This is a genomic window from Micromonospora sp. C28SCA-DRY-2 (assembly GCF_030519475.1).
Classification (GTDB): Bacteria; Actinomycetota; Actinomycetes; order Mycobacteriales; family Micromonosporaceae; genus Micromonospora.
In genome coordinates, this window is record NZ_JAUMKD010000005.1 from 240,383 (window position 1) to 263,898 (window position 23,516).

Annotated in this window: 17 protein-coding genes, 2 rRNA genes and 1 pseudogene; 15 read left to right on the forward strand and 5 right to left on the reverse strand. The window is 72.3% G+C overall.

Annotation, left to right across the window (positions count from 1 at the left end):
- Nucleotides 1-79: 79 nt before the first annotated feature.
- The gene (locus Q3W71_RS21820) at nt 80-556 is read left to right on the forward strand and encodes a cyclic nucleotide-binding domain-containing protein (protein WP_302921237.1); all 477 of its coding nucleotides are present in this window, start codon (nt 80-82) and stop codon (nt 554-556) included.
- Between the two features lie 76 nt (nt 557-632).
- On the opposite strand, the gene Q3W71_RS21825 is transcribed toward Q3W71_RS21820, so the two are convergent.
- From Q3W71_RS21825 to Q3W71_RS21835, 3 genes are all read right to left on the reverse strand, one after another.
- The gene (locus Q3W71_RS21825; RefSeq protein ID WP_302921238.1) at nt 633-944 is read right to left on the reverse strand and encodes a hypothetical protein; all 312 of its coding nucleotides are present in this window, start codon (nt 942-944) and stop codon (nt 633-635) included.
- Nucleotides 945-1,025: 81 nt separating this feature from the next.
- A complete protein-coding gene (locus Q3W71_RS21830) occupies nt 1,026-1,331 on the reverse strand; it encodes a hypothetical protein (protein WP_302921239.1) in 306 nt (101 codons plus the stop codon).
- Nucleotides 1,332-1,510: 179 nt separating this feature from the next.
- Nucleotides 1,511-1,963, reverse strand: coding sequence for a hypothetical protein (locus Q3W71_RS21835; RefSeq protein WP_302921240.1), 453 nt, complete (start codon nt 1,961-1,963; stop codon nt 1,511-1,513).
- 229 nt (nt 1,964-2,192) lie between these two features.
- Between Q3W71_RS21835 and Q3W71_RS21840 the strand changes: the two genes are divergently transcribed.
- The 3 genes from Q3W71_RS21840 to Q3W71_RS21850 all read left to right on the forward strand — a co-directional run bounded on the left by Q3W71_RS21840 (nt 2,193) and on the right by Q3W71_RS21850 (nt 4,848).
- Nucleotides 2,193-2,672 carry a GNAT family N-acetyltransferase gene (locus tag Q3W71_RS21840; RefSeq protein ID WP_302921241.1) on the forward strand — a complete coding sequence of 160 codons (480 nt, stop codon included), beginning with the start codon at nt 2,193-2,195 and terminating at the stop codon, nt 2,670-2,672.
- Between the two features lie 76 nt (nt 2,673-2,748).
- Nucleotides 2,749-3,393: a hypothetical protein gene (locus Q3W71_RS21845; protein ID WP_302921242.1), complete on the forward strand. Its 645-nt coding sequence runs from the start codon at nt 2,749-2,751 to the stop codon at nt 3,391-3,393.
- Nucleotides 3,394-3,519: 126 nt separating this feature from the next.
- The gene (locus Q3W71_RS21850; protein WP_302921243.1) at nt 3,520-4,848 is read left to right on the forward strand and encodes a hemolysin family protein; all 1,329 of its coding nucleotides are present in this window, start codon (nt 3,520-3,522) and stop codon (nt 4,846-4,848) included.
- A gap of 100 nt (nt 4,849-4,948) precedes the next feature.
- Here the strand turns inward: Q3W71_RS21850 and Q3W71_RS21855 are convergent, their stop codons facing one another.
- On the reverse strand, nt 4,949-5,356 hold the full coding sequence (locus tag Q3W71_RS21855; RefSeq protein ID WP_302921244.1) for a PaaI family thioesterase: 408 nt from the start codon (nt 5,354-5,356) through the stop codon (nt 4,949-4,951).
- Nucleotides 5,357-5,433: 77 nt separating this feature from the next.
- On the opposite strand from Q3W71_RS21855, the gene tyrS reads away from it, so the two are divergent.
- The 6 genes and pseudogenes from tyrS (at nt 5,434) to Q3W71_RS21885 (ending at nt 16,347) form a co-directional block, all read left to right on the forward strand.
- Nucleotides 5,434-6,723: a tyrosine--tRNA ligase gene (gene tyrS, locus Q3W71_RS21860; RefSeq protein WP_302921467.1), complete on the forward strand. Its 1,290-nt coding sequence runs from the start codon at nt 5,434-5,436 to the stop codon at nt 6,721-6,723.
- Nucleotides 6,724-7,369: 646 nt separating this feature from the next.
- Nucleotides 7,370-8,856, forward strand: a 16S ribosomal RNA gene (locus tag Q3W71_RS21865).
- A 351-nt stretch (nt 8,857-9,207) separates the two neighbouring features.
- Nucleotides 9,208-12,218 (forward strand): 23S ribosomal RNA (locus tag Q3W71_RS21870).
- The 16S and 23S rRNA genes sit together here, the layout of an rRNA operon.
- 961 nt (nt 12,219-13,179) lie before the next feature.
- Nucleotides 13,180-13,419, forward strand: coding sequence for a hypothetical protein (locus Q3W71_RS21875; protein ID WP_302921245.1), 240 nt, complete (start codon nt 13,180-13,182; stop codon nt 13,417-13,419).
- A gap of 790 nt (nt 13,420-14,209) precedes the next feature.
- Nucleotides 14,210-14,971 (forward strand): annotated as a pseudogene (locus Q3W71_RS21880) (tetratricopeptide repeat protein); the annotation flags it as partial.
- A gap of 362 nt (nt 14,972-15,333) precedes the next feature.
- Nucleotides 15,334-16,347 carry an HAD-IIA family hydrolase gene (locus tag Q3W71_RS21885; RefSeq protein ID WP_302921247.1) on the forward strand — a complete coding sequence of 338 codons (1,014 nt, stop codon included), beginning with the start codon at nt 15,334-15,336 and terminating at the stop codon, nt 16,345-16,347.
- Between the two features lie 45 nt (nt 16,348-16,392).
- Here Q3W71_RS21885 and Q3W71_RS21890 read toward each other — a convergent pair whose 3' ends face one another.
- Nucleotides 16,393-16,731, reverse strand: a complete 339-nt coding sequence (locus Q3W71_RS21890) for an SCP2 sterol-binding domain-containing protein (protein ID WP_088994709.1) — start codon at nt 16,729-16,731, stop codon at nt 16,393-16,395.
- A gap of 112 nt (nt 16,732-16,843) precedes the next feature.
- On the opposite strand from Q3W71_RS21890, the gene Q3W71_RS21895 reads away from it, so the two are divergent.
- The 5 genes from Q3W71_RS21895 to Q3W71_RS21915 all read left to right on the forward strand — a co-directional run bounded on the left by Q3W71_RS21895 (nt 16,844) and on the right by Q3W71_RS21915 (nt 22,304).
- Complete coding sequence (locus Q3W71_RS21895) at nt 16,844-17,449, forward strand: phasin family protein (protein ID WP_302921248.1); 606 nt, start codon at nt 16,844-16,846, stop codon at nt 17,447-17,449.
- 28 nt (nt 17,450-17,477) lie between these two features.
- Complete coding sequence (locus Q3W71_RS21900; protein WP_302921250.1) at nt 17,478-17,735, forward strand: hypothetical protein; 258 nt, start codon at nt 17,478-17,480, stop codon at nt 17,733-17,735.
- 19 nt (nt 17,736-17,754) lie between these two features.
- Complete coding sequence (locus Q3W71_RS21905; RefSeq protein WP_302921251.1) at nt 17,755-18,612, forward strand: TlyA family RNA methyltransferase; 858 nt, start codon at nt 17,755-17,757, stop codon at nt 18,610-18,612.
- Between the two features lie 64 nt (nt 18,613-18,676).
- Nucleotides 18,677-19,561, forward strand: a complete 885-nt coding sequence (locus Q3W71_RS21910) for an NAD kinase (protein ID WP_088994705.1) — start codon at nt 18,677-18,679, stop codon at nt 19,559-19,561.
- Nucleotides 19,562-19,832: 271 nt separating this feature from the next.
- Entirely contained in the window at nt 19,833-22,304 is a 2,472-nt protein-coding gene (locus Q3W71_RS21915) for a S8 family peptidase (RefSeq protein WP_302921252.1), read from the forward strand.
- Nucleotides 22,305-23,516: the final 1,212 nt, after the last annotated feature.

Sequence of the window (23,516 nt, forward strand, 5' to 3'; positions counted from 1 at the left end):
CACCCTCGCGCCGCCGGCCCGGATGCGGTCGAATGGGACGACCGGCCGGTCCGGCACACCCACCGGAGAGGGGTACGCGATGACCACCCTCGACGTGCTCCGCGCACACCCCTTCCTCGCCGGGCTCCCCGAGCCGTGGCTGCCCCGGTTGGCCGGGTACGCCCGCCCGGTGGTCTGGCACCCTGGGCACCGGCTGTTCCGCGCCGGCCAGCCGGCCGAGCGGTGCTGGCTGGTCCGCGACGGGCAGGTGGCGCTCGACTTCGAGGTGCCCGGACGGGGTGACGTGGAGATCGAGGAGATCGGGCCGGGCGGGGTGCTCGGCTGGTCCTGGCTCTTCCCGCCCTACCGCTGGCAGTTCGGCGCGGTGGCGGTGCGCCGCAGCACCGCCGTGGAGTTCAACGCCGCCGGGCTGCGCCGGCTGATGGAGTCCGACGACGCGTTCGGCCGGCAGCTCACCACGCGGTTCATGAGCGTGGTGGTGGACCGGCTGCACGCCGCCCGGGGCCGGCTGATCGAGCTGTACGGCTACCCGACGCCGGAGCCCGGCGCGGGCTGACCCGCGCCACCCGTGCGCCGACCGGCCCCGCCCTGCGCGGCGGCCAATCCGGCGGCACCGCGCGGGCCCGCCGCCGTCAGTCGTCGCCGGGGACGTCCACCCGGCGGCGCACGACCAGCTCGTCGACCTCCAGCCGTCCGATGCGCAGCTCGCGGATCACCGCCCGGCGGATCGCCAGCCGCCCGATGGCCAGCACCGCCACGGCGCCGGCCCCGGTGGCCAGCGCGCCGATCGCCAGCGCGCCGACGGACGCCGCGCCGCCGGCCCGGGCGCCGACGGCAGCCGCCCCGGTCGCCGCCGCGCCGACCGCCCGGGCGCCGACCGCCGTCGCGCCGGACGCCCGCACTCCGCGCGCACGTCGGACTCCGCTGCCCACCAGTCTCCTCATCGGGTCATTGTCCGCCCGCCGTCGCCGGCCGGCACGCCGTTCCACCGGGGTGCGATCCGTCGGCGGGGGACCGGGTGGTGCTCAGCGGGGATCGCGGCGGTCCGCGACGGCGTACGCGGTGGCCGCGGTGAGCGCCGAGACGGCCAGCACGGCGGGCCAGGCGCCGATGCGCCGGGCCAGCGGGTGCGACAGGCCGAACGCCCCGAGGTAGGTGGCGACCAGCGCCGTCGTCACCGCGGGGCTGGTCCGCCGGGCCCACTCCCGTCCGGCCAGGACACCGCCCGCGGCGAGGACCACGCCGCCGAGGGGACGGTTGCCGGTGCGGCGGGCGAGTTGCCACCCGCCGATGAGGGAGCCCGCGGTGGTCGCGGCGGTGGGCAGGCGCATGCCACCGACCGTACTCGGCCGGAGGACCATCCGCGGGCCGATGCCGCCCGCGGACGGGCCGTCCCGGGCCGGAGCGCCACCGGGGGGCGAGTGGCGCGTCCGGTCCGGGACGGCCGGGGCCCCGCCAGGCGCCGGGGCCGGTGCGGGTCGGGGCCGGCGAACCGCCGACCCCGACCAGGTCATCGTTGGACGACGAGGCGGTGCGCCCGCAGCAGCCGGGCCCACCAGGGGCGCGCCGGCCGGGCGGCGCGCGGGCCGGGCGCGGGCAGCCCCTTCAGGCTCACCCAGCCACCCGGGCCCATGGTCACCGCGCCGATCGCCGGCGGGCGCCGCCGGCCGACCGCGACCACCCCGGCGGCGAGCAGGCCGGCGGCGAGGACGCCGGCGCCGGCGGCGAGCAACCGGTCCGGGTCCGGCACCGGCCGGTACCGCACCCGCCCGCCGGACAGGACGAACGCGCCGACCGGGCGGCCCTGGTGGGTCACCGGCACCAGCGCGGCGCCGGGCGTGCCGGGCAGCTCCAGCACCGGGCCGACGGGTCCGCGTACCGCCGGCTGGCCGGGCGGCTCGGACGCCGGCCGGACCGGTGGGGCCAGCGGGGCGGGCCCGGTGGGGTTGAAGATCGCGGTCATCGCGGCACCTCCTCACGGGAGTCGGATCCGGGACCGGCCGGCCGCGCCGTGGCCCGGCTCCGGTCGCCCTCCGCCCTGCCGTACGTCGACATCCCGGCCTCCGCTCCGCCCGCCGTCTCGGCATCCGATTCATTGGTAGCAATGCCGGCGACGGCCCGGACAGGGCCGGACGGGGTGGCTGGCGGGCCGGAGGTCCCGGATGTCACACTCCCGTCCTATCCTCGGGCCCGTGACCGCCGACCTGCAGCTCCGCCCCGTTCACGACGACGACCTGCCGGAGTTCTACCGGCACCAGCTGGATCCGGAGGCGATCCGGATGGCCGCCTTCACCGTCGACGACCCGGCCGACCGGGAGGGCTTCGCCGCCCACTGGAAGCGGGTGCGCGGCAATCCGGAGATCGTCTCCCGCACCGTGACCGTCGACGGCCGGGTGGTCGGGCACGTGCACGCCTTCCCCGTGGGCGAGCGCACCGAGGTCAGCTACTGGATCGACCGGCAGCACTGGGGCCGCGGCTACGCCACCCGGGCCCTGGCCGCGCTGCTGCGCGAGGTGCCCAAGCGTCCGCTGCACGCGCGGGCCGCCAAGGACAATGCCGGCTCGCTCGCCGTGCTGCGCAAGTGCGGGTTCGTCATCTGTGGCGAGGACCACGGCTACGCCGCCGGCCGCGGCCACGACGTCGAGGAGTACCTGCTGGAGCTCACCGGCTGAGCCGCCGCGGCGCCCGCCCGGTCCGCGGCCCGCTCCCGGCGCCGGCACCGCCCGGCGCGGGCACTACCCTCGCGGGGTGAACTGGCTGGATCTGATCGGCTGGGCCGGCTCCGCGCTGCTGGTCTGGTCGCTGCTGCAGGCGCGCATCCTGCGACTGCGCGCCCTCAACCTGCTCGGCTGCCTGGTGCTGATCGGCTACAACGCCGCGCTGGCCGTCTGGCCGATGGTCGGGCTCAACGTGGTGCTGGCCGTGATCAACGTCTGGTATCTGCGGAAGATGCTGGCCACCCGGCACGACGAGGAGACCTACCGGGTGGTCGAGGTCGGCGTCGACGACCAGTTCCTCGCCCACACCCTGCGGGTGCACGGCGCCGACATCGCCCGGTTCAACCCCGGCTTCCGCTGGCCGCCCGGCACCGCCGCCGAGCGCTCGGCCTTTATGGTGGTCCGCGCGGACGAGGTGGTCGGCGTGGTGCTCTCGCACGCCGAACCCGGCGGCGTGGCCCAGATCGACCTCGACTACGTGACCCAGCGGTTCCGGGACTTCACCCCGGGCGAGTTCGTCTACCGGCGCAGCCGGCTCTTCACCGACCGGGGCTTCCGCCGGGTGGTCAGCCCGCCCGGCATGGTCGCCCCCTACTACCACCGGCTCGGCTTCCGCCCGGAGGGCGGCGCGTACGTGCTGGACCTCCCGGCGCCGCCGGCCGGCGGGCGGGCGTAGCCCGGGTCACCCGGACGGCGGAAGCAGGATTCACCGCCCGGTCCGCGGGGCACAGATGCGCGTACGCCGGCGGGGCCTCCGCCCGGCGGCGCCGATCGGCGTGGTCCGTGCGAGGGAGAACCGGGCGTGCAGAGCTACGGGAGCCAGCTGGCCCTGGTCGGAGTCCTGGTCGTCCTGAACGCCCTCTTCGCCGGCAGCGAGATGGCCCTGGTCTCGCTGCGGGACAGCCAGGTCCAGCGGCTGGAGCGCACCAGCCGGGCCGGCCGGGTGCTGGCCCGCCTCGCCACCGACCCGAACCGCTTCCTGGCCACCATCCAGATCGGCATCACGCTCGCCGGCTTCCTGGCCTCGGCCGCCGCCGCGGTCTCCCTGGCCCGGCCGCTGGTGCCGCTGCTGGGCGCGCTCGGCGGCGCCGCCGAACCGGTCGCCATCGTGGTGGTCACCCTGGCGCTGACCTTCGTCACCCTGGTCTTCGGCGAACTGGCCCCGAAGCGGATCGCCATGCAGGTGCCCGAGCGCTGGGCGCTGCTGGTCGCCCGCCCGCTGGACCTGCTCGCCTCCGTCACCCGGCCGGCCGTCTGGGCGCTCGGCGCCACCAGCGACCTGGTGGTGCGGCTGGTGGGGCTCAACCCGCAACCGCAGCGCGACGAGATCAGCCCCGACGAGCTGCGCGACATCGTCGCCGGCAACCACGGCTTCACCAAGGAACAGCAGACCATCATCGCCGGCGCGGTGGAGATCGCCGACCGGCAACTGCGCGCCGTGCTGGTGCCCCGGTTGCAGGTCTTCACGCTGGACAGTGGCACCACCGCGGAGGCCGCCCGGCTGGTGCTCGCCGCGTCCGGGCACTCCCGGGCGCCGGTGGTACGCCACGGCGGCCTGGACGACGCGGTCGGGGTGATCCACCTGCGGGACCTGGTCGGCGTGCCGGACGACCGGCCGATCGACGACTGCGTCCGGCCGCCGATGCTGCTGCCCGACTCGCTGCCGGTGGTCGACGCGCTGCGCCAGTTCAAGGCGGAACGCCAGCACATCGCCCTGGTGGTCGACGAGCGGGGCGCCGTCGACGGGATCGTCACCCTGGAGGACATCCTCGAGGAGATCGTCGGCGAGATCTACGACGAGACCGACCGGGACCTGGGCGCGGTGCGCACCGAGCCGGACGGCGCGCTGTTGCTGCCCGGCACCTTCCCGGTGCACGACCTGCCGGACCTCGGCGTCGAACTGCCCGGCCGACCCGAGGGTGACTACACCACCGTCGCCGGGCTGGTGCTCGCCTGCCTCGGCCACATTCCCACCGTGGCGGGGGAGAGCGTCACCGTCGACGGCTGGGACCTGGTGGTCACCCGCATCGCGCACCGCGCGATCGCCGAGGTGCGGCTGCGCCGGTCCGAGCCCACCGGCGACGACCCGGATCCGGACGCCGAGCCCCTGCTGGACCGGGCGGGCGGCTGACCCACGGGCCCGGTCTGGCCGCCGGTCGGCCGGACCTCGGGTCGTGTCCCGCGCCCACCCGGGCGTCGCCGGACCCGCCGCGCCGGCGGGCGGGGGGCGGTCAGGCGGGGGAGAGGTTCTGCAACCGGACCTGGCCGCGGGCCACCAGCCGGGCGTCCGCGTCGGTGATCTCCACCTGCCAGAGCTGCTGGCTGCGGCCCCGGTGCACGGGCGTGCCGACCGCCGTCAGCTCGCCGTCGCGGACCGCGCGCAGGAAGTCGGTCTGGTTGGACACGCCGACCACCTGGCCGCGGTCGGCCAACCAGAGGGCGCCGCCCACGCTGGCCGCCGTCTCCACCACCGCGCAGTACACCCCGCCGTGCTGGATGCCGTACGGCTGGTGCAGCTCCGGGCGGACCTGCCAGCGGATGACCACCCGGTCCCCGCTCACCTCGTCGAACTCCAGGCCGAGCAGGGCGACGAAGCCGCCCGCCATCTCCGTCGTCTCCACGCAGCCCTCCTCGATCATGGAACGCCAGCGTATCGGGGACCGGCTGGGCAAACCCGGTACGGGTCACCGCCCGGGATGGGGGAGAATCGGTGACCGTGACCGACACCAGCCTCCCGCCGCCGGGGCGGGACTCCCTGACCGAAGACCTGCTGTGGCGTGGCCTGATCCAGGACTCCACCGGCATCGACGAGCTGCGCACGCTGCTCGACGGCCCCCGGGCGGCCTTCTATGTGGGCTTCGACCCGACCGCGCCCAGTCTGCACGTCGGCCACCTCGTGCAGGTCGCCACGGCCCGCCGGCTCCAGCTCGCCGGGCACCGCCCGCTGCTGCTGGTGGGCGGGGCGACCGGGCAGATCGGCGACCCGAAGGAGAGCGCCGAGCGCACGCTCAACCCACCGGAGGTGGTCGCCGGTTGGGTGGCCCGGATCCGCGACCAGCTCGCCCCGTTCGTCTCGTACACCGGGGAGAACGCCGCGCACCTGGTCAACAACCTGGACTGGACCGGCGAGATGTCGGTGGTCGAGTTCCTCCGCGACGTCGGCAAGCACTTCCCGGTGAACAAGATGCTCGCCCGGGAGGTGGTCAAGGCGCGGCTGGAGAGCGGCATCAGCTTCACCGAGTTCAGCTACCAGTTGCTGCAGGCGAACGACTTCTTCGAGCTGCACCGCCGGCACGGCTGCCAGCTCCAGTTCGGCGGTTCCGACCAGTGGGGCAACATCACCGCCGGGGTGGACTACGTCCGCCGCCGCGGCGCCGGGCCGGTCCAGGCGTTCACCACGCCGCTGGTCACCCGGTCGGACGGGACGAAGTTCGGCAAGACCGAGGGCGGCGCGGTCTGGCTCGACCCGGAGATGACCAGCCCGTACGCGTTCTACCAGTTCTGGGTCAACGTCGACGACCGGGACGTGAACCGGTACCTGCGGTTCTTCAGCTTCCGCTCCCGGGAGGAGCTGGAGGCGCTGGAGAAGGAGACCGCCGAGCGTCCGGCGGCGCGGCTGGCCCAGCGGGCGTTGGCCGAGGAGCTGACCGCGCTGGTGCACGGGGAGCGGGAGATGGCCCAGGCGGTCGCCGCCAGCCAGGCGCTCTTCGGTCGGGGTTCGCTCACCGACCTCACCCCGGCGACGCTGCGGGCCGCGCTCACCGAGGCGGGCCTGGTGCACGTGGGCGGGGAGCTGCCCGACATCGCCGCGCTGATGCGCGAGTCCGGGCTGGTGCCGAGCCACAAGGAGGCGCGGCGGGTGATCGCGGAGGGCGGCGTCTACCTGAACAACAACCGGGTCACCGACGTCGACGCGCGGGTCTCCCCCGAGGACCTGCTGCACGGCCGGTACCTGGTGCTGCGCCGCGGCAAGCGGTCCTTCGCCGGGGTCGAGGTGGAGAGATAGCCGTACGTCGACGGTGTGACGCGGGACGCGCCCGGTGGATTTGACGATCAATCCGCCGGGCGCGTAACTTTTTCTCTGCCAGCGCGGAACGGACGAAAAGGGCGAAAGTCCAGAGGCCGGAGCGCGGGAACAACCTCAGGCTCCGATGGGTTGACATCATCGGGACCTGGACCGGGCGGTGCCCCGGATTCGCCGAGGGGCGGATTTGGTGAGGCGGAACCGACCGGGTATGGTTGACGACCGGCAGGGCACCGGGCGAGCTAGCGGGAGACCGCGGCGGCCGGCCTGTCGAATCCGCGAACGGAACGGCTATCAGCCGCGCTCTTCGTGGTGCCCGGAAATCGGGTGGAAGCATGGCAAACCGCGAAATACCGGTTTGACACGGCGGAAACCACCGCACGTAGTAAAGTGCCCGGCGCGAGAGCGGGCGGGTGGATGGACGCAGAGGATGCCCCGGTGGGGCTCCACGGTGTGGGGTTCCTGGTCTGGTGTGTGGTTGTTCTTTGAGAACTCAACAGGGTGCTTGATAAGCCAGTGCCGACTTGATTTATACCCCGGACTGGCTGCTGGACTCTTCTTTGGGGGGTTGGTTGGTTGGGATTCCTTTGGGCAACACTTTTGTTGTCGGATTGCTGTTCGACAAGTTTTTGTTGAGAGTTTCGATCCTGGCTCAGGACGAACGCCAAGTGGCGTGCTTAACACATGCAAGTCGAGCGGGTGCGTTCTTCGGGGTGCCTGAAAGCGGCGAACGGGTGAAAGTAACACGTGAGCAACCTGCCTCTAGGTTTTGGATAACCCCGGGGAAACCGGGGCTATCATCGAATAGGACCACTGGTCGCATGTCCGGTGGTGGAAAGCTGGCCTGGGATGGCCTGCTGCGGCCTATCAGCTTGTTGGTGGGGTGGATGGCTCATCATGCCAATGGACAGTCATCGAGCAGGCACTCATCAAAGCACTGGACTCGAGAATGGCCCTGGACTCGAATGGAGTGCAGTGGAATATCGCACACAGAAGCCTGATGCTAATGCAGTGGTTGATGTCTGGAAACCAAACCCTTTCAGAAGGTGTAGACAGCGGAGACGGGTACCATGAAGAAGCTGCTGGCCAATCACAGCAGCCAAAAAAAAAAAAAAAAAAAAAGACCAGCAGCGTCCTGGATTAGCTGGGAAGTGTCTTCCTGTAGTATTATCAAAAGTCGAATGAAAACCCAGCTGAACCGCGGGCCTGACAGCCAAAATAAGAGTCTGGTAGGGGTAATAAATTCCCGGTGCGGCGGTGAAATGATATCAGAGTACCATCGGGGTGGCAGCGCGGTCTCGGTAAATGATACTAATTTTTTCATAGAGTTAAAGCGGCTAAATGGTATCGACGCGGCCTGCAGTCCACGCCAAACGTTGGGCGCTAGGTGTGGGGGCCTCTCCGGTTCCCTGTGCCGCAGCTAACGCATTAAGCGCCCCGCCTGGGGAGTACGGCCGCGCCAAAACTCAAAGGAATTGACGGGGGCCCGCACAAGCGGCGGAGCATGCGTGATTAATTCGGATGCAACGCGAAGAACCTTACCTGGGTTTGACATGGCCGCAAAAACCGGCAGAGATGTCGGGTCCTTCGGGGGCGGTCACAGGTGCGCTACGGCTGTCGTCAGCTCGTGTCGTGAGATGTTGGTTAGAACCAACGAGCGCAACCCCTCGTCTGATGTTGCCAGCGCGCGTTATGGCGGGGACTCATCGAAGACTGCCGGGTCAACTTCGAGGAAGGTGGGGATGACGTGCGTCAAGTCATCATGCCCCTTTATGTCCAGGGCTTCACGCATGCTACAATGGCCGGTACAATGGGCTGCGATACCGTGAGGTGGGAGCGAATCCCAAAAAGCCGGTCTCAGTTCTTGATCAAGTCTGCAACTCGACCCCGTGAAGTCGGAGTCGCTAGTAATCGCAGATCAGCAACGCTGCGGTGAATACGTTCCTCCCGGGCCTTGTACACACCGCCCGTCACGTCACGAAAAGTCCGGAAAAATGCCCTTGCGCCGGTGGCCCAACCCCTTGTGGGAGGGAGCCGTCGAAGGTGGGGCCGGCGATTGGGACGAAGTCGTAACAAGGTAGCCGTACCGGAAGGTGCGGCTTGATCACCTCCTTTCTAAGGAGCACCTTCCGACGAAAGTCGGTAAGGAGCCCGCGTCACCCGACCGCAGGTGTCGATGGCGGAGACACTGGCGAGTTCAGCTCTGGCAACGGCCGAGGTTCGCACACACGCCCCTTGGGGTGCGTGCGGAACGAACCGATGGTGCGCTGCTGGAGTCGGATGTTTAGCACCCTGTTGGGTCCCAAGAACAACCGTTGGGTTGTCTTCGAACCATGTGCCAGGCGCGGCCTGGTCTCGGAAGCGCGTACCGCCGGCGGTTGCTTTCCGGGTTTGGTGTGGGGCTGTGGGCTGTGGGTTGGCTGCGTTTGTTGAGAATTGCAACAGAGTGGACGCGAGCATCTTTGTGGTCAAGTTGTCAAGGGCGCAACGGTGGCTGCGCCTTCGGCACCGAGCCGATGAAGGACGGGAGGCCGCGATAGGCCTGGGGGAGCTGTCAACCGAGCTGTGATCCCAGGGGTGTCCGAATGGGGAAACCGGCTGGACATGTCCAGTCACCCGCACCTGAAACACATAGGTGTGTGGGGAACGCGGGGAAGTGAAACATCTCAGTACCCGTAGAAGAGAAACAAAGAGTGATCGTGAGTAGGCGGCTGAAAGCGGATGGAGGCTAAACCGGCTGCGTGTGATACCTGTCAGGTTGCGTGGCGGGGGTTAGATTCTGCTACACGAGCTGACACTCGTGTGAGGAGTTACAAAAGTCAGTGGCTAGCCGAACAGTCTGAAAGCGCTGACCGTAGACGGCAGATAGTCCGGTAGGTGAAAAGTTGCTGATCTCCTGTGGGTGTTCTCAGGAGTAGCGGCGGACCCTGGAAACGTCGTTCGCCTACAATCCGTCGGAGCCTTGCGCGGTGACGAAGAAGTGCCTTGGAAGAATGAGCCTGCGAGTTAGTGGCATGTGGCGAGGTTAACCCGCTGTGGGGAGTTGCATGAAAAGCGAGCCCGGAATAGGGCGATTCAGTCGCAAGTCCTAGACCCGAAGCGGAGCGGATTCAGCCATGGGCAGGCTGGAAGCGCGGGTAAGACCGCGTGGAGGGGTCGAACCCACCTCACAACGTTGAAAGTTGGGGGATGACCTGTGGTTAGGGGTGAAAGGCCAATCAAACCCGTGGAGTGCTAGCTGGTTCTCCCGAAATGCATTTAGGTGCAGCGCTGTCGCGTGCTTCTTGCCGGAGGTAGAGCACCGGGCGGTCTAGGGGGGCCCGGGCAAGCTACCGAAATCAGCCAAACTCCGAATGCCGGTAAGTGAGAGCGCGGCAGTGAGACTGCGGGGGATAAGCTTCAGTCGAGAGGGAAACAGCCCAGATCACCAAAGAAGGCCCCTAAGCGTGTGCTGCGGAAAAGGATGTGGGGTCGCATAGGACAACCAGAGGGTTGGGTTGAGAAGCAGCCACCCTTTAAAGAGTGCGTATTGTGCTCACTGGTCGGGCGGTTCCGCGCCGACAATGCAAGGCCCGGCACACCGCCGAAGCTGTGGCACTGGCCACAAGTACTTCGCGAAGTTCTTCGAGCCAGGCAGGTGGGTGGGTAGGGGGAGTTGCCGTGCCGGGGTGAAGCAGCCGAGTGATCGAGTTGTGGACGCGGCACGAGTGAGAATGCAGGCATGAGGCGAAAGAAGGGGTGCGCAGAAACCCTCTTCCGCCGGATGACCAAGGTTCCAGGGCCAGCGCCAATCCGGACGTCGGGACCTAAGGCGAGGCCGAGAGGCGTAGTCGATGGACAACAACGGGTTGATATTCCCCGTACCCGCGAAAGAGCGACCCCTGACGAACCTCGTTGTGCTAACCACCCAAACCATCCAAGACCTTCGCTGAGGGTGGGGAGCGTGGGAACCCGGCGGGTAGTAGTCAAGCCGGGGATGGGGGTGACGCAGGAAGGTAGCTGATCCCGGCCGGTGGCTGTGCCGGGGTAAGCGTGTAGGCCGTGCTGTAGGCAAAATCCGCAGCACATGAAGGCTGAGACGTGATGCCGAGCCGATTCAGGTGGAAGTCAGCGGTATCCCATGCTGCCGAGAAAGCCTCTGGCGAGTTCTGAGCGGCTCGTACCCCCAAACCGACACAGGTATCAGGGTAGAGAATACCGGGAGGCGATCGGGCGAACTGTGGTTAAGGAACCGGCAAATTGCCCTCGCAACTTAGGAGAAGGGGGGGGGCCGGAGACGCCCCGCGCGGGTGGGAGCGCGTTGTATGGCCGCAGAGAGCAGGGGGAAGCGACTGTTTACTAAAAACACAGGTCCATGCGAAGAAGTAATTGACAAAGGCGGACTGACGCCTGCCCGGTGCTGGAAACGTTATGGGACCTGTTAGTTTCGGGGCGAAGCGGAGAACTTAAGCGCCAGTAAACGGCGGTGGTAATCCATAACCATCCCAAGGTAGCGAAATTCCTTGTCGCGTTCCGGATCTGCACGAATGGCGTAAACGACTTCCCCACTGTCTCAACCAGCCCGGCGAAATTGCAGTACGAGTAAAGATGCTCGTTACGCGCGGCAGGACGGAAAGACCCCGGGACCTTTACTATAGCTTGACATTGGTATCCGAATTAGCTTGTGTAGGATAGGTGGGAGCCGGTGAAGTCCATACGCCAGGGTATGGGTGGAGGCAATCTTTGAAATACCACTTGGTTGATTTGGGTATCTAACTTCGACCGTTATCCGGTTCAGGGACAGTGTCTGTGTGAAGCCACCTGGGGCGGTTGCCTCAAAGGGTAACGGAGGCGCCCAAAGGTTCCCCGTAGCCTGGTTGGCAATCAGGTGTTGGCGCAAGTACACAAGGGAGCTTGACTCGCAGAGACTGACAGGTCGAGCAGGGACGAAAGTCGGGACTAGTGATCCGGCACTTGCGTGGGAAGCGGTGTCGCTCAACGGATAAAAGGTACCCCTGGGATAACAGCTGATCTTCCCCAAGAGTCCATATCGACGGGATGGTTTGGCACTCGATGTCGGCTCGTCGCATCCTGGGGCTGTGCAGCGGTGTCCCCAAGGGTTGGGCTGCCTGCCCATTAAAGCGGTACGCGAGCTGGGTTTCTTAGAAACGTCGGCACACAGTTCGGTCCCTATCCGCCGTGCGCGCGTAGGATACTTGAGAAGGGCTGTCCCTAGTACGGCGGGGATCACCGGGACGGACGAACCTCTGGTGTGCGTGCTGGAAGGAGGCCCGCTTTGTGGGCACGGCTGGTTAGCTACGTCTGGAAGGGATAACCGCTGAAAAGCATCTAAGCGGAAGCTCGCTTCAAGATGGTATCCCACCACCCTTTGGGTGTGCGCCTCCCAGCTAGACGACTGGGTTGATAGGCGAAATGTAAGCCCGGTAACGGGTTCAGTAGCTGATCGCAGTACCAGCCAGGCCGAGTGACTTGACTACCAAGCTGCTACGCGTCCACCAGTAAACTCCCGACAACGAACAACACAATCTGACAGGTGGTGTTGTTTGATATGTCGATAGAGTTGGCTAGCGGTCATGGCGGAGGGGAAACGCCCGGCCGCTATCTGAACCCGGAAGCTGCTCCAGCGCCGATGGTACTGCACCGCGAGGGTGTGGGAGCAGGACACCTTCTCCCTGCCGGATTACCTTCTCCAGCCGAGGCCGCCGCCCCATCCGTCGGCCCTCGACTGCGTAGCGCCATAGGTGGCGCAACTGTAGCGATGTACCAGTGAGTTCAGGACCGCAGGGCGGAGACCTGCCCCGCGCCGTTACGACGACCGCCCGGGTGGGCGTGACAGCCGTGCCCAGGACGACCGGGGCGGCCAGCGCGGCGGCGCACCGCCGCGAGGGCGGCTTCCGCGGCGGGCCGCGCGATGGCGATTGCTGGCGGCTACCGGCGGACGTGCGCCGGCGACCGCGAGGGCGGCTTCCGGCGGCGACCGCCGTGACGGCGGCTTCCGCGGTGGGGACCGGCCGCGAGGGTGGTTTCCGTGGTGGTACCGCGAGGCCCGGGGCGCGACCGCCGTGAGGGCGGCGCCCCGCGTGAGGGCTTCCGTGGCGGTGACCGCCGTGAGGGTGGTCGGTGGCACCTGCGGCGGCTCGGGTGGCGACCGCCGTGAGGGCGGGCGCCCGCGTGAGGGCTTCCGTGGCGGTGACCGCCGTGAGGGTGGCTCGTGGCGGTGACCGCGAGGGCTTCCGGGGCGGCGACGTCGCGAGGGCGGTTTCCGGGCGGTGGTGACCGCGAGGGTCAGCGGTGACCGCCGTGACGGCGGCTTCCGTGGCGGCGAGCGCCGTGAAGGCGCTTCCGGGGCGGCGACCGCGAGGGCGGCTTCCGTGGCGACCGCCGTGAGGGCGGCGCCCCGCGTGAGGGCTTCCCCGTGGCGGTGTGACCGTCGCGAGGGTGAAGCTCGCAGGTGACCGCGAGGGGCGGCTTCCGGCGGGCGAGCGCCGTGAAGGCGGCTTCCGGGGCGCGACCGCGAGGGCGGTTTCCGCGGCGGCGATCGCCGTGGAGGGTGACCGCGAGGGCTTCCGCGGCGCGACCGCCGTGCGGCGGCTTCCGCGGTGGGACCGCCGCGAGGGCGGCCTGCTGGTGAATCGCGAGGGCGGCTTCCGGGTGGCGACCGCAGGGCGCCCCGCGTGAGGGCTTCCGTGGCGGTGACCGTCGCGAGGGTGGTTTCCGTGGCGGTGACCGCGAGGGCGGCTTCCGTGGCGGCGAGCGCCGTGAGGGCGGCTTCCGGGGCGGCGACCGCGAGGGCGGCTTCCGCGGCGGCGATCGCCGTGAGGGTGGTGACCGCGAGGGCTTCCGCGGCGGCGACCGCCGTGAGGGCGGCTTCCGCGGTGGGGACCGTCGCGAGGGTGGTTTCCGTGGCGGTGACCGCGAGGGCGGCTTCCGGGGTGGCGACCGCCGTGAGGGCGGCGCCCCGCGTGAGGGCTTCCGTGGCGGTGACCGCCGTGAGGGCGGCTTCCGTGGTGGGGACCGTCGCGAGGGTGGTTTCCGTGGCGGTGACCGCGAGGGCGGCTTCCGCGGTGGCGACCGTGACTCCCGTGGTGGCGAGCGCCGCGAGGGCGGCTTCCGTGGCGGCGAGCGCCGTGACGGCGGCTTCCGGGGCGGCGACCGAGAGGGCTTCCGGGGTGGCGAGCGCCGTGAGGGCGGCGCCCAACGCGAGGGCTTCCGCGGTGGCGACCGCCGGGAAGGCGGCTTCCGCGGCGGTGACCGGGAGGGCTTCCGGGGCGGCGAGCGCCGTGAGGGCGGTTTCCGTGGTGGCGACCGCCGGGAAGGCGGGTTCCGCGGGGACCGCGACGGCGGGTACCGGGGCGGGGATCGCCGCGACGAGCGGCGGGAGCGTCCCGAGGCCGGTGCGGCCGAGCGCGGGCCCGCGCTGCCGGACGAGATCGTCGCGACCGACCTCGACAAGGACGTCCGCGCCGAGCTGCTCTCGCTGGCGAAGCCGGTCGCGGAGACGGTCGCCCGGCACCTGGTCGCCACCGGTCAGCTGATCGACGAGGACCCGGCCGAGGCGCTGGCGCACGCGCTGGCCGCCCGGCGGCTCGCGTCCCGCATCGCGGCCGTCCGCGAGGCGGTGGGCCTGGCCGCGTACCACGCGGGCGAGTGGCAGACCGCGATCGCCGAGCTGCGCACGTACCACCGGATGACCGGGCTGCAGAGCCACCTGGCGGTGCTCGCGGACTGCGAGCGGGCCCTGGGCCGGCCGGAGCGGGCGATCGACCTGTTCCGTGGCGCGGACCGCGACAAGCTGGACCAGGCCACCGCCATCGAGCTGCTGATCGTGGCCGCCGGCGCGCGGGGTGACCTGGGTCAGAAGGACGCCGCGGTGGCGATGCTCCAGGTCCGCGAGCTGACCAGCGAGGCGACCGAGCCGTGGGCGGCCCGGCTGCGGTACGCGTACGCGGACGCCCTGCTGGCGGTCGGGCGGCGCGAGGAGGCCCGCGAGTGGTTCTCCCGGGCCGCCGAGGTGGACACCGATGGCGAGACCGACGCCGCGGAGCGGCTGCTCGAACTCGACGGCGTGCTGATCGAGGGCGACGACGAGGACGAGGAGTCCGCGGAGGAGATCGCCGCCGGCCCGGGTGCCCCCGGCGCCGTGCCGGCCACCCCGGACGCGGACCTCACCGGCGACGCCGGCGACCTCGCCGGCACCGGACCGCGCGACACGGCGGCCGACTCCGACCAGGGCGACACTGCCGACCAGGCCGACTCCGACGAGCGCGACCAGGCCGGCCTCAACGAGGGCGACACTGCCGACCAGGCCGGCTCCGACGAGCGCGACGCGGCCGGCGACGGGTCGGACGTCGACGCCGCCGAGTGGCGCGACGAGCCGCAGGCGGCGGAGGTGCCGACGGACGACCTGGCCGAGGATGAGCTGACCGAGGCCGAGGCGCAGTCGGTGGCCAGCGCCGGCGACGCGCCGGCCGGGGTCCCGGCCGCGACGTTCCGGGCCGCCGGCGAGGAGCCGGGCCCGGCGACGGGCGTGCCGACCGGCGGCGACCGGGCGACCGGCGCCGACGCGGCGGACGACGCGGAGTCGGACCGGCGGTGATCGACGGGGAGCGGTTGGTCGACGGGTACGCCCTCGTCGTCTTCGACCTGGACGGGGTGATCTACCTGATCGACCGGCCGATCCCCGGCGCGGTCGAGGCGGTCACCCGGCTGCACGGCGAGGGGCGGCTGGTGGCGTACGCCACCAACAACGCCTCGCGCCGCTCCAGCGAGGTGGCCGACCTGCTCACCGGCATGGGCGTGCCGGCCCGCGCCGACGAGGTGCTGACCTCCGCGGCGGCCGCCGCCGAACTGCTGCGCGACCGGTTCCCGGCCGGCAGCGCGGTGCTGGTGGTCGGCGCGGAGGCGCTGCGCGCCGAACTGCGCGCGGCCGGACTGACCCCGGTCGCCACGGCCGAGGAGGACCCGGTCGCGGTCGTGCAGGGGTACGGCCCGCAGGTCGGCTGGGCGGACCTGGCCGAGGCGGCGGTGGCCGTCCGGGGCGGGGCCACCTGGATCGCCACCAACACCGACCGGACCCTGCCCAGCGGCCGGGGCCCGTTGCCGGGCAACGGGTCGCTGGTGGCCGCGCTGCGGACCGCGCTCGAGCGGGACCCGGACGTGGTGGTCGGCAAGCCGGAACCGGCGCTGTTCGCCACCGCCGCGCGCCGCGCCGGCCGGGGCCGGACGCTGGTGGTGGGCGATCGACTGGACACCGACATCGAGGGCGCCCGGCGGGCCGGCCTGGACAGCCTGCTGGTGCTGACCGGGGTCAGCGGCGCGGCCGAGCTGCTCGCCGCCCCGGTGCGGCGCCGGCCCACGTACGTCTCGATGGACCTGACGGGGCTCTTCGACCCGGCGGCCGTGGTCCGGGTGCCGGGCCCGGCGGACGCCACGGGTTGGTCGGTGGCGGCCCGCGACGGCGGGCTGGACCTGGCCGGGTCGGGTCGCCCGCTGGACGCGCTGGCCGCGCTCTGCGGCGCCGCCTGGTCGGCCACCGGGCCGGTGGCGGTGCGCGCCGGGTCGCCGGAGGCGGCCGCGGCCCTGACCGCGCTCGGCCTGCCCGGCTGAGCGCGGCCCGGCCGAGCCGGAGCCGCCGGGGGCCGACGCCGGCGCTCAGAGGAGCTTGCGCAGCTTCATCAGGTCGAACGGGCTCGCCTTGATCGACACCCGGCGGGACGCCACCGCACGGGTCACGTCCAGCTCGCCGCGGACCAGGGCGACCAGGTCGTCACTGCTGGTGCTCAGGGCGATCTTGGCCTTCGGGTCGTCGCCGTCGGTCATCTCGACCAGCCGGCCGTCGGCGATCCGCCCGTGGAAGGCCGTGTCCAGGTCGGTGATCCGGCAGGCCAGCGTGCGGTCCAGGTCGACCCGTTCCCGCACCGTCTCCGCGTTGCGGTCCAGCCGGTCGGCCAGGTCCTGCAACGCCTGTCGGCACTCGTCCACGCTGGCCACATCGCCCCCTCACCGCTCGCCACGCCGTCCCCGGCACCGTACCGCACGAGGTGCTCCGCCGGGCCCGGTAGCGTGACACCTGCACACCTCCACCCCGCGGAAGGACTCAGGCATGCAGGACGCGTGGCGCGCCTACCTCGAGCTGGCCATGGGCCTGACGGAGGCCCCCCGGAAGAAGGCCCAGGACGCCGTCCGCCGGCTCGTCGGCTCCGGCGGGGCGACCGCCGCCCAACTCCAGGGCCTCGCCGAGGAACTCCTCTCCACCGGCGCCGCCAACCGGGAGGCGCTGACCAAGCTGGTCCGGTTCGAGGTCGACCGCGCCCTCGGCGCGGTGGGCCTGGCCACCGCCGACGAGGTCGCCGAGCTGACCCGGCGGGTGCACGAGCTGGAGCGCCAGCTGCGCGAGGCCAAGGGCGGCCCGTCCGGCCCGGTCCCGGGCCCCGCGCCCGCGGGCGCGCCGGCCGAGGCGGCGCCGGGTGCCGAGGCTGCGGGCGCGGCGGAACCGGCCGCCCCGACCACGGCCGCCCCGACCAAGGCCGTCGCGAAGAAGGCGGTGGCCAAGAAGGCCGTGGCCAAGAAGGCGGTCGCGAAGAAGGCAGTGGTCAAGAAGCCGCCGGCCACCATCACCCCGGCCCAGGACGAGGCCGGCCGGGCCGAGCCGGCCCGGCCGGTGAAGAAGGCGCCGCCGCGCAAGCAACAGCCGGGCGGTGCCGAGTGAGGCCCGCGCCGACCCGTCGAGGCCCGCGGTGACCGGCCCGGCGCGCCCCGGGCCGCCGCCCGGCGCCCGACCCGGGCCACCACCGGGCCCCCGACCCGGGCCACCACCGGGCGCGCCGCGCCCGGCGGTGATCGACGACACCGGCGAGGCCCGCCACCCCGCCGTCGACGCCGCCGTCCAAGCGATGGCCAACGCGGCGGGCCTGCCCCCGGCGGACCAGATCGCGCAGTACGAGGCGGCCTACGAGACGCTGCGGGAGACCCTCGCCACCATCGACCAGGCCTGAGGAGACCGGAGAACCACCCATGGCACGTCGTAACCGGCTGGACGCCGAACTCGTCCGCCGTGGTCTGGCCCGCTCCCGGGAGCAGGCCGCCGCGCTGGTGGAGGCCGGCCGGGTGCAGCTGCGCGGGGTGCCGGCCCGCAAGGCCGCCGCGATGGTCGACCCGGCCGACCCGCTGCTGGTCACCGGCGCGGACCCCAGCTCGGAGTACGTCTCCCGGGGCGGCCACAAGCTGGCCGGCGCGCTGGCCGCGTTCGGCCCCGGACTGCGGGTGGCCGGCCGGCGCTGCCTGGACGCCGGCGCCTCCACCGGCGGCTTCACCGACGTGCTGCTGCGCGCCGGCGCGGCCGAGGTGGTCGCCGTCGACGTCGGGTACGGCCAGCTCGCCTGGCCGCTGCGCAACGACGCCCGGGTGCACGTCTTCGAGCGCACCAACGTGCGTACGCTCACCCCGGAGGCCATCGGCGGGCCGGTCGAGCTGACCGTGGCCGACCTGTCGTTCATCTCGCTGCGCCTGGTGCTGCCGGCGCTGGCCGGCTGCACCGGCGCCGACGGCGACCTGGCGCTGATGGTCAAGCCGCAGTTCGAGGTGGGCAAGGAACGGGTCGGCGCGGGCGGGGTGGTCCGGGACCCGGCGCTGCGGGCCGAGGCGGTGCTGGACGTGGCGGCCGCCGCCGCGCAGCTCGGTCTGGGCCTCGCCGACGTGGCCGCCAGCCCGCTGCCCGGGCCGAGCGGCAACGTCGAGTTCTTCGTATGGTTACGCCGGGACGCACCGCCGGCCGACCCGGAGCGGGTGCGGGCCGTGGTGGCGGCCGGGCCGGGCGGCCCGGCGGCGTCCGGCGACGTGCCGGACGCGGCGACGGAGGAGGTGGCCGGGTGAGCGCGGTCGCGAGCGGCGGGGACGCACGGGGCGGATCCGCGCCCGGGTCGGAACGGACGGCCCGGTGAGCCGGACCGCCCTGCTGGTGACGCACACCGGCCGCCGGCGCAGCACCGAGCACGCCCGGGCGGTGGCGGCCGACCTGATCGCGGCCGGCTTCGAGGTGCGGGTGGTTGCCGAGGAGGCCGACGACCTCGACCTGCCCGGTGTGATCCCGGTGACCGGCCCGAAGGCGGCCGAGGGTGCCGAGATCGTCTTCGCCCTCGGCGGGGACGGCACCTTCCTGCGCGCCGCCGAACTGGCCCGGCCGGCGAAGGTGCCGCTGCTCGGCATCAACCTCGGCAAGGTCGGCTTCCTCGCCGAGGCCGAGATCGACGACCTGGACAGCGCGGTCCGCGACGTGGTCGGCCGCAACTACACGGTGGACGAACGGCTGACCCTCGACGTCACCGCCGAGTTCGACGGCGGCCCGACGATCGAGTCCTGGGCGCTCAACGAGATCAGCGTCGAGAAGGGCGAGCGGGCGCAGATGCTCGAACTCCTCGTCGACGTGGACGGCCGGCCGCTGTCCCGCTACGGCTGCGACGGGGTGGTCTGCGCGACCCCCACCGGCTCCACCGCGTACGCGTTCTCCGGCGGCGGGCCGGTGGTCTGGCCCGAGGTGGAGGCGTTGCTGCTGGTGCCGATCAGCGCGCACGCGCTGTTCAGCCGCCCGCTGGTCACCGCGCCCACCTCCACCTTCGCGATCACCGTCGACCCGTTCACCACCCTGGCGGTGCTCAGCTGCGACGGGCGGCGCGTCTACGACCTGCCGCCCGGGGCCCGGGTGACGGTGCGGCGCGGGGCGCTGCCGGTGCGCATCGTCCGGCTGCGGGCCCGCCCCTTCACCGACCGGCTGGTGGCCAAGTTCGGGCTGCCCGTGCACGGCTGGCGCGGCTCCCGCCGCTGACCCCCGGCCGTCCGGCCCCCGGCAGCCCGGCTCGACCGGCGCCGGCCTGCCGACAGTGCCCTCGACCGGCGGCGCCGGCCGTCGGAAACGGCCCGACTCGCGTCGGCCCACCGGTGAACGCCGGGCCGACGCCCGGCCTCGCGCGCGTGTCCACCTGGCGACATGTCGCCGGTGCGGCAACCGCGGCTAGTGACCACACGATGATCTCCGTCGCAGACTCCGATCGGTCGGTTTCCCACCGGTGCCGGCCCTGGAGTAGAGGAGCTCACCCATGCACTGGCCCCCACGCTGGCTCGCCGCCGGCGCGGTCGGCGCGCTGGTGGTCGGACTCGCCGCCCCGGCGTCCGCCGCCCCGCCCGCCCGACCCACCGGTCCGACCCCGGGCACACCCGCCCCGGGCGGCGCCGCGCCCGTCCGGATCACCCTGATCACCGGTGACCAGGTCGAGCTGAGCTCGGCCGCACCGGGTCGGGTCGCCGCCACCGTCCGCCCCGGCCCCGGCCGCGAGCGGGTCACCTTCCAGACCATCGAGGTCGACGGCGGGGTGCGGGTCGTCCCCAGCGACGTCGTGCCGTACCTCTCCGCCGGGGTGCTCGACCCCGACCTCTTCGACGTGCAGGAACTGGCGGCCGACGGGTACGGCGACGCCGACCAGGGCGCGCTGCCGCTGATCGTCCGCTACCAGGAGCCCGCCGCCGGCCGGGTCCGCCCGCTGGCCGGGGCCACCGCCGCCCGGCCGCTGGAGAGCATCAACGGCGCGTCCCTGCGGGTCGGCAAGGGCGACCTGGGCGGCCTGTGGACCTCGCTGCGGGCCGCGCCGGCCGGTCGTACCGCCGCCGCCGGCCCGGCCCGGCTCGGCGCCGGCATCGCCCAGGTCTGGCTGGACGGGCGGGTCCGCCCGGCGCTGGAGCACAGCGTGCCGCAGATCGGCGCGCCGGCGGCCTGGGCGGCCGGCCGGGACGGCGCCGGGGTGCGGGTCGCGGTGCTGGACACCGGCGCCGACGCCGACCACCCCGACCTGGCCGGCCGGATCGCCGGCAGCCAGGACTTCTCCGGCAGCGGAAGCGCCCGCGACGGGCACGGCCACGGCACCCACGTGGCGGCCACCATCGCCGGCAGCGGCGCGGCCTCCGACGGGCTGCGCAAGGGCGTGGCGCCCGGCGCGAAGCTGCTCGTCGGCAAGGTGCTCGACGACGGCGGCAGCGGCTACGAGTCGGCGATCATCGCGGGCATGGAGTGGGCCGTCCACTCCGGCGCCAAGGTGGTCAACATGAGCCTCGGCGGCGGCCCCACCGACGGCACCGACCCGATGAGCCAGGCGCTCAACGACCTGACCGCGCAGACCGGCGCGCTCTTCGTGGTCGCCGCCGGCAACGAGGGCGCGGCCCGCACCGTCGGCACCCCGGGCGCGGCGAGCGCGGCGCTCACCGTCGGCGCCGTGGACCGTGCCGACCAGCTGGCCGACTTCTCCAGCCGTGGTCCCCGGCTCGGCGACAGCGGCCTGAAGCCGGAGATCACCGCGCCGGGCGTCGGCATCGTCGCCGCCCGGGCCGCGGGCACCGGCATGGGCACCCCGGTCGGGGAGGCGTACACGGGCGCGTCCGGCACCTCGATGGCCACCCCGCACGTGGCCGGCGCGGCCGCCATCCTCGCCCAGGAACACCCGGACTGGACCGCCGCACAGCTCAAGGACGCGCTGGTCAGCACGGCGAAGGGCAACCCCGAGCTGACCGTCTTCGAGCAGGGCGGCGGCCGGGTCGACGTGCCCCGGGCGCTGGGCCAGCGGGTGTACGGCTCGGCGACGGCCGACTTCGGCCGGCTGACCGGCGACGCGGCCGCCGAGCGGACCGTCACGTACACCAACGGCACCGCGGCGGCGCAGACCCTGCGGCTCGCCCTGGAGCTGCGCAACCTGGACAGCGGCGCGGCCGAGGCCGACGGCGTGTCCGTCGGCGCCAGCGAGGTGACCGTGCCGGCCGGCGGCAGCGTCGCCGTGCCGCTGAAGGCCGACCCGGCCAGGCTGGACCGCGGCCCGCACGGCGGCTGGCTGGTGGCGACCGGCGCGGGCGGCGTCTCGGTACGGACCGCCGTCGGGCTCACCCTCAGCGGCCCGCAGCACACCGTCACCCTGCGCGCGCTGGGCATCACCGGACAGCCCGGCCCGGCGCCGGTCATCACCCTCTTCGGTGAGCACCCCGAGTCGGACCGGCTCCTCTACACCTTCGGCGGCGACGTGCAGGTGCAGGTCGAGGAGGGGCCGTACCTGCTCCAGGCGCTGATCGAGCACGGCGCGCCGCTGGACGAGCAGATCACCCTGGTCACCGACCCGGAGCTGATGGTCGACCGGGACCTCACCGTGCTGCTCGACCCGCGCAAGGGCACCCCGGTGCGGATCGAGACGCCGAAGCCGGCGGAGCAGCGCGCGGCGATCAGCTTCTACGAGCACCGCGTCTTCGGCAACGGCCGGCAGGTCGACCACGGGGTGATGACGTTCAGCACCGTCCAGCAGGTCAACGTGACCCCGACCCGCCCGGTCAGCCGGGCGAGTTCGAGTTCTCCTCCCGCTGGCAGCTGGTCAAGCCGATGGTGGACGCCACGGTCAGCAAGGTGGCCGGCCCGCTGGACATCAACCTGCTGCACCAGTCCCCGGCCCCCACCGGGCGGCGGAAGCTGCCGCTGGTCTGGGCCGGCACCGGCACCCCCGCCGAGCTGGCCCGGGCCCGGGGCGCCGCGGCGCTGCTGAGCACCGACCTGGAGCGCTCGGAGGAGGAGCAGGTCGCCGCGGCCGCCGCGGCCGGCGTGGCGGTGGTGCTCATCGTCCGCCCGGCGGACTGGAGCGCGTGGACGGTCTGGAACCCGGTCGGCGAGCGGCTGCCCGTCCCGGCCATGGTGGTCGCGTACGACGACGGCCAGCTTATGATCGCGGCGGCCCGCACCGGGCGCGCGACGCTGGACCTGACGCTGACCGTGGACAGCCCCTACCTGTACGACGTGTTCCAGGTGTCGAAGGGCCGGGTGCCCGAGCGGATCGTGCACAAGGTGACCGCGGCGAACACCGCCGAGGTGACCACGCGCTACGGCGACACCGGCGGGCTGGACTGGACCAAGGAGCAGCGGTTCGGTTGGCGTCCCTGGCAGGAGTACTCCTGGAACGACGACCAGCGGACGGCGCGCAGCGGCAGCACCCGGCAGGAGTGGGTCAGCGCCGGGGACTCGTGGTGGCAGCACCGGGTGATGCACCGGCTCACCTGGTCGAGCTGGGGGCGGCTGCTCGGCGGGCTGACCCAGCAGCCCCGCCGGTACGCCGGCACCGACCGGGACACCGAGACCTGGTACGGCCCGGTGGTCCGGCCGGCCGTGCCGGCCGCCGCCGGCGCCCCGGTGCCGCGGCGTACCGGGGACACCCTGGACCTGCGGGTCCCCGAGTTCGTCGACGCCGGCGGGCACTACGGCACCGCCGGCGCCAGCGAGGAGCAGGACGTGGTCGAGGCCCGGCTCAGCCGGGACGGGCAGCAGATCGCCGACTTCGGTGGCGGCTGGGCGCCCGTGGCCACCACGCCACAGGCGGCCCGCTACCGGCTGGACCTGACCACCCGCCGCTCGTCGGAGGAGTGGCGCTGGGCCACCCGGACCGAGACGAGCTGGCAGTTCGGCTCGGCCCGGCCGACCGGTGACGCCGCGCAGCCGTTGCCGCTGCTCCAGGTGGACTACCAGGTGCCGGCCGACCTGCGCGGCGAGGTGTCCGGCCGGCACGGCCACCGGCTCGGCCTGGCGCTGCGCCAGCCGGCCGGCGTACCGGCGCCGAAGGGCACCAGCCTGCGGGTGGAGGTGTCGTTCGACGCCGGGGCGACCTGGCGGTCGGTGCCGGTGCTCGGCTCCGGCACCCGCTACACGGCCCTGGTGCCGGCCGGCACGGGAGCGGTGTCGCTGCGGGTGCACGCCGCCGACCGCGCCG